The 6,167-nt window shown below is 72.2% G+C and carries 3 protein-coding genes; 1 reads left to right on the top strand and 2 read right to left on the bottom strand.

All coding sequences use genetic code 11. The annotated features are described in order from the left end of the window. Nucleotides 1–16 precede the first annotated feature (16 nt). A complete protein-coding gene (locus ACXJMZ_RS26290) occupies nucleotides 17–2,164 on the bottom strand; it encodes an SUKH-4 family immunity protein (protein ID WP_457032514.1) in 2,148 nt (715 codons plus the stop codon). Nucleotides 2,165–2,201: 37 nt separating this feature from the next. Continuing rightward, on the bottom strand, nucleotides 2,202–5,612 hold the full coding sequence (locus tag ACXJMZ_RS26295) for a toxin glutamine deamidase domain-containing protein (RefSeq protein WP_457032515.1): 3,411 nt from the start codon (nucleotides 5,610–5,612) through the stop codon (nucleotides 2,202–2,204). A 4-nt stretch (nucleotides 5,613–5,616) separates the two neighbouring features. Between ACXJMZ_RS26295 and ACXJMZ_RS26300 the strand changes: the two genes are divergently transcribed. Further along, the gene (locus ACXJMZ_RS26300) at nucleotides 5,617–5,967 is read left to right on the top strand and encodes a hypothetical protein (protein WP_457032516.1); all 351 of its coding nucleotides are present in this window, start codon (nucleotides 5,617–5,619) and stop codon (nucleotides 5,965–5,967) included. Nucleotides 5,968–6,167 lie beyond the last annotated feature (200 nt).

Below are 6,167 nucleotides of genomic sequence, written 5' to 3' on the forward strand. Positions count from 1 at the left end.
CGGAACGTGCTGGGAATCAGCCCCAGTTGTCGGGTTCGAGGACGTACTGCCAGCAGTCCAAGGCTGCGGCTGCCTGGTCCACCCCGGTCAACTGGAGCTGGAGCTCAGCGAGGACGTCGTACCGGTCGGGGCCGCCGGTCCGGTGCACCTGGAGGTAGCGCTGCTGAAGGGCCACCATGGTGACGAAGGACTCCAGCGAACTCCCTGCCAGCGGCTCACGCGGATGCGTGTACTTCGGGGAGTTCGGTGGAATCATCCGCAGCACCCTGCCGTCGGCACCGTCCAGCACCAGCGGTGCACCCATCCACTCGCCCACCAGGTGGAACGGTCCGCTGCCGGCAGGCTGTTCGGCATCGGACGTGGACTCCCAGGTACGCGGCTCGAGTCCTGCGGCCGGCTCCAGCCAGAGGCCGATCAGGCCCTCGACCGACGGCACACCGACCGCGGTGAGCAGACGGCGCGTCGGCTCGTGCGTGATACCCGTCGGCACCTCGTCCTCCGCCAGGCGGTGGACCCGCTCCGGCCCGAACGTCCGCTCCAGCAGACCCCGGAGATCGGCCACCGCCGCCGGGTCGAACGGCCGGGGCAGCAGCTGGTGACCGCTGATCAGCTGGACCAGGCGGTGGTCGGGACCCTGCCGGAGCCGGTCGGTGTCCAACCGGACGGCGTATGCGCCCTGGCGGTCGGCGAGGACCAGCAGATCGCCGACCGCACCTGCGTGGCCGGCGTCGGGGTGGTGGAAAACCCCGACCGTCCGGGCCTCGGCATCCCGGACGGTGGTGTAGCGCCATCTCGGACGGACGCTCAGGTCGGCGGCTTCATCCGGAAGTTCGACCAGGTCGGCTTCTACGGCCGCCGTCGGCAGCGGCTCACCGGTGCCGGCATCGCGGACGACGCGGACGTCGTCCTCGTCCACGGTCAGGACGACGAGCTCGCCCCGGAACTCGGCGGCGGCAACGTACTCCAGGTCGCTGAGGTGCCCGGGAGGGACCGGAGGAGTGAAGTCGCCGGCGGGCCGCCACTGCGACCAGACGGTCCGGAACGGCAGCGGCTCGGGGCAGGCCGACGCAAGCTCCTCCGCGCGGGCGAACTCCCCACGGGTGAAGGCGTCGTGGGCCAGCCAGGCGACCCATTCACCGTGCGGGGCACCGGCCAGCCCGTACCCGCTGACGAAGTGCAGCGCCGCTGCGGGTGTCCCGTTCGGGATGCCCTGGCGGTAGCCGGCCCGGAACCCTTCCAGCAGAGCGTCCTGCGGTACCCGGGCCAGGGCACTGGCATCGGCGAGCAGGTCGTCGAACCGCCCGGCCGCCACAGCGTGGCCGGGCAGCGATCGTACTGCCCAGTCGTCGGCCGGTTCACCGGCCAGGAGGGCGTCGGTCATCCGGGAGTGGAGTCCGGACACGTCCGGCGCACCGCGTCGGAGGTCCGCTGCCAGGGCGAGGTCGGCGAACCGGACGCTGCCGTCCTCCTCCTGTACCAGCCACGGCAGTTGGGCCGCCCATTCGGCCAGCCGGTGCACGTCGAAGGGCACCTCCGCGGCCCGGCAGAGTGCGGCCCAACCATGGACCGGCACCCGGCGGAGCTGGGACCAGGCCAGAGCTCGCAAGGCGCCGAGCGCCTCGGCCGGGGCCTCTTCGGTCAGCGCGCGCACCCGGTCCGCTCCCGGCCCCGACGGCAGGTTCAGGACGCTCTCCTCGTACTTCGATGACGAGGTGTCGGGGAGCTCCGGCCCCTCGACCTGCTCGACCACCAACCGCAGCGGGCCTTCGGTGGCGGGAATCCGCAGCGAGGCCAGTACTGCTTGCAGCACCGCCGGTTCACCACCGGAGGTGAGGGAACCGGCCAGGTCAACGTTGGCGACCAGGAGGATCCGTGGCTCCCGCTCCTTGCGCAGCGCCAGGACCAGGTCGATCAGGTCGGCCTCCGGGCGGCGTTGCGCCCGGCCGGTGCGTTCGATCAACTCCTGCACCACTGAGTCGCTGCTGCGCCCTGCCGCATCCACCAGGACCGCCGCCGGGAACTCCGCCGCAAGCGCGGCCAGCACCGCACTCTTACCGCTGCCCGCCGGACCACTGACGAACAGTCGACCGGGCCCGCCGTCTCGCAACCGCTCGGTCGCCGCAGCGATCACCGCCCCGACAGCCGCCTCGTCCCGCCCAGTCATCCGGCTACTCCCTTGCACTCACCCATGGGACGCCGACTCAGCTTCCCGAGTTCTTGCGCCGCTGCTCCGTGATCAGCCACGCCCTGGTCACCTCGGCCACGTGGTTGCCGAAGTCCCGGTTCATCAGCTGCCTCGGTGTCATGGAACCAGGCACACCCGTGCCTTCGACCTTGTCGCCCTTACGGTAACCAGTGCCGTAGTGGATGGGCACATCCCCGTGCGACGTGGACAGGAAGCCCGAGCAGTTGGCGTGACCCGCGCCACGGCCACAGGGTTCGCGTTCGGTGTAGAGGCTCAGTACCTGGTACTGGTCCTTCGGGTCGGGGCGGGTGCTGTTCAGGTTGTCGTGCCAGGTCCCCAGGTGGGTCTCCGAGTGCAACGGGGGTATACCCGCACGCTCGGTGCTCGGCGGCACCGAGCTCTCGACGATGTAGCTGATCTCCTTGGTCTTGGGGTCGTACACCTCCATCACGGCGTAGTTCTTGCCGGTGAGGTCCGGGCGGTGCACCGCCTGGTCAAGGGCGGCCTCGAAGCTCTTGGCCTCGAACGTCTCCTTGATCTCCTGCCTGATCTTCGCGGCATCCGGCGACTGCTTCAGACCCGCGTCGGTCTTGGTCTTCTCGTGGTCGACGTGCCCACGGCTCCTCTTCTCGTCCTGCCCCTTCTCCGGTCCGGGCTCATTCGGATCGGGGGAGTAGGGGAAGTCCTTCGGCTCCGGGCTCATCCCCGCGCCGTGCTGCTCGTGGAACGATTCGCTCATGCGGCCCATGGCAGCCACCACAGCGCCCTGTTCACCCGGGTTCATGTCCTTGAAGCCGGGCAGCGCCTTCTCCAGATCGGACCGTCGGAACGTCTCCGGGTTGTCGCCGGTGGTCCGGTCGAGCACCTTGCCGAGGTGATCGCTGTTGGCCCAGTCCTTCAGCTGCTGGTGGACATGCTCCATGTCGACGCGGTGCACGTCGTTGGTCTCCCGCAGGTGCTGCTGGACCTGATCGCCCGCGACGCCGTACACCAGGTTGTCCGTCTGCTCAGCGGGCTTGAGCCGCTCGTGCTCGCTCCGGGCAGGCTCGTTGCTCGGGTGGTCCGGGTCGTCCTTGTGCTTGTCCTTGAGCGACTGGTGCTCGTGGTCGCTGTCGGAGTCGTCCTTGTCCTTCGCCTGGCCGGCCGGGTCGACCGGGCGCCGGTCGGTGCCGTCGTTCCCGTGCTCCGGTGACTTGTCGGCGGCGGGTAGCGGGCGGCGGTCCGGGTCGAGGGCCACCGCGAAGACGCCGTTGTCACCGTTGTGCAGGGGCTTGTCGCTGCGCTGACCGGTCTGGTTGTCGAGGTAGGTGATCTTGCCGTCGTGGTTGACCACGTTCCACGCGTGCGCCCGGCCGTTGCCGTCCTGGGTGACGATCACGGCCTGCGAACCGTGGCCGGACTCGCGGAGCTGGTCCTCGACCCGCCGGAACGCCTGGTCCCCGTCGCCCATGTCCCGGAACGGCGCGCCGAGTTGACGCTCAGCGCGGTCGCGACCACCCTGCTCCCCGTCCGGGCCGGTGTCGTTGCGCGGCGCCGCGGCGGTCGGGTTGCCGCTGTACGTGTCAGCGGTGGAGAGCGCCACGTCCAGGCAGTTGTTGTCCCGGCCGGGGGCACGGTGCCCGTCGCCGTTGACCGCCCCGGGCCAATCGCCGTTCGGGTCGGGGTGCCGCTGCGGGGTCCCGTCCGGGTTCCTCGGGACCCGGCTCTCCAGGTCCTGCTGGTGCTGCGGGTCGGTCCGGTCGAGACCACCGGGCGTGTCGTACGGGCGGCTCTCGGACAGGGGCCGCTCGTGCTCCGGCTTGCTCTCCGTGGGGTGGTCGGCCGAGTGCTCGGAGTCCTGGCCGGTGGGGTCCAGACGGGAGCCGATGTCCGGCTTGGTGCTGTCCGGCTGTGGCGTGTCGGGGTGGGCGGTGTTCGAGTCGGTGGGGTCCAGGCGTGACGGGATGTCAGAACGGGTGCCGTCGGGGCGGGTCGCATCAGGGCGCGAGTTGTCCGAGCGGCTCGGGTCCAGTCGTGAACCGATGTCGGGCCGGGTGGCGTCCGGACGGGTCCCGTCGGGGCGCGGGGTACTCGAACCGGTCGGGTCAAGCCGTGAACCGACGTCGGGCCGAGTGGCGTCCGGACGGGCCGCATCGGGGCGGGTGTTCGAACTGGTGGTGCCCAGGCGCGACGGGATGTCAGGGCGAGGGCTGTCCGGCCGGGCCGCCTCGGGGCGCGGGGTGGGGTTGAGACGTGACGGAATGTCGGGGCGGTTGGTGGCGGGGCTGCGGTCGGCGGCGGGGCGGGGGGTGAGGGTGGGGCCGTCGTGGTCGGGGCGGCGCTGCGGCTGGACGGTCGGTGCCGTTGTCGGGGTGGGCGGTGCGGTCGGCCGGGCGGCTGCCGGTGTGGTCGGGTTGGCGGCTGCCGGGTTGCCCGCGTGCGGCATACCGCCGGGCACGCCACCGGGGGTGGCGGCCGGGGTGGCCGTGTCCGGTGTCGGTTGCGGGGTGGGGCGGTGGTCGGGGCCGGCCTGGGGCGGCGCGGTGACGGTGGCCCCGCCCGCCGTGTTCAGGCGCGGGGCGGACGTGGCGGAGCTGTCGGGCGTGGTCGGGGTGCCGCTCGCCGGGTCCGCGAAGGCGGTCCGGGGATCGACCCGCGACGGTCCCGCCTCCGGTGAGCCGTGCTCAGGGGCGGGAGTGTGGGCGGCGGCGGGCTGCGGGGCAGCGTCGGGGCGGGTCGGGGCGGGCTCGTGCCGGGGTGCGGGTATGTCCGCCGGGGCGGGGGTGTGGCTGGGCGTCGGGTCGGCAGGGCGTACCGGGCCGTAGCTGGGACGGCTGTCGTCACCACGCGGCGGTGGGGTGTGCTCGGCGGGAGCGGGGCGGCTGCCCGGGTCGTGGTCGGGCGTACGCGTGACGCCGGTGTTCTCGGACGGACCCGCGTGGGGCCGGCTGTCACCGCTGTCGGGTGTGCGGGACGGGCCGTCGGAGGCGGTCGGACGGGTACCCGGGTCGTGGTCCGGGGTGCGCGAAGGCCCCTCCGGGGAGGACGAGTTGGGACGGGTGCTGGTGTCACCGTCCGGCGTATGCGAGGGGCCGGCGGTCTCGGACGGGCCGGAGTGCGGGCGGGTGTCACCGGYGTCGGGGGTGCGTGACGGTCCGTCGGAAGCGGCCGGACGGGCGCCCGGGTCATGGTCCGGCGTMCGCGAGGGAGTGCCGTCGGGCCGGGAACCGGCCTCACCGTCAGGCGTACGCGACGGGGTGCTGCCGGGCCGGGTGCTGGTGTCGCTGTCGGGTGTGCGGGACGGGCTGTTGCTGTCCGGGGTTGAACGTGGTTCCGGTGACGGGGTGTTGGTGCGGCCGCTGTCGTCGGAGTGGCTCGGCGTGCTGGTGTCGCTCGCGGGCGTCCGCGACGGGCCGGTGTCCCCGGACGGGCTGCTCTCGGAACCCACCCGGGTGCCGAACGGGTCCAGCGGTGCGGAGCTGCGCGGCTCACCGGACGTGGGTGTCTGCTGCGTCGAACGCGGCGTCTCGCTCGAACCGGACGTGTCACGGCTCGGCGCACTGTCCGGCGACGTGCTCGACGATGACGGACCACTGGAGGACGGACCGGACGACGACGGGCTCGTACCCGACGGGCTGGTGTTACCCGACGGACTGCTGCTGGACGAAGGGCTGTTGCTGCTGCTCGACGGTGAACTGCCGCTGCTGTCCGGCGCGTTCGTACTGCCGTTGCTGTCGCCGCTGCCGGAGGAGTCCGCGTTGCTGCCGTGCCCCGCCGCACTGTCCAACCCACCACGGGCGTGACCGCCCGCCCGCGAACCCACCCCGTCGCGCAACGCCTCCGTGAACGTCTGGCCGGAGTTCTTCACCGCGGTGACGAACTCCTCCGCCCCCGCCTTCCCCGTCCGCCCCAGGTCGAAGCCGTCCTGCGCACCGAAGCCCTGGTTGACGGTCTGCGCGATCAGGTCACTGATCATCGCCTGCACCGCCGAGACCACCGGCTC

It is taken from the genome of Kitasatospora sp. P5_F3, from assembly GCF_054049135.1.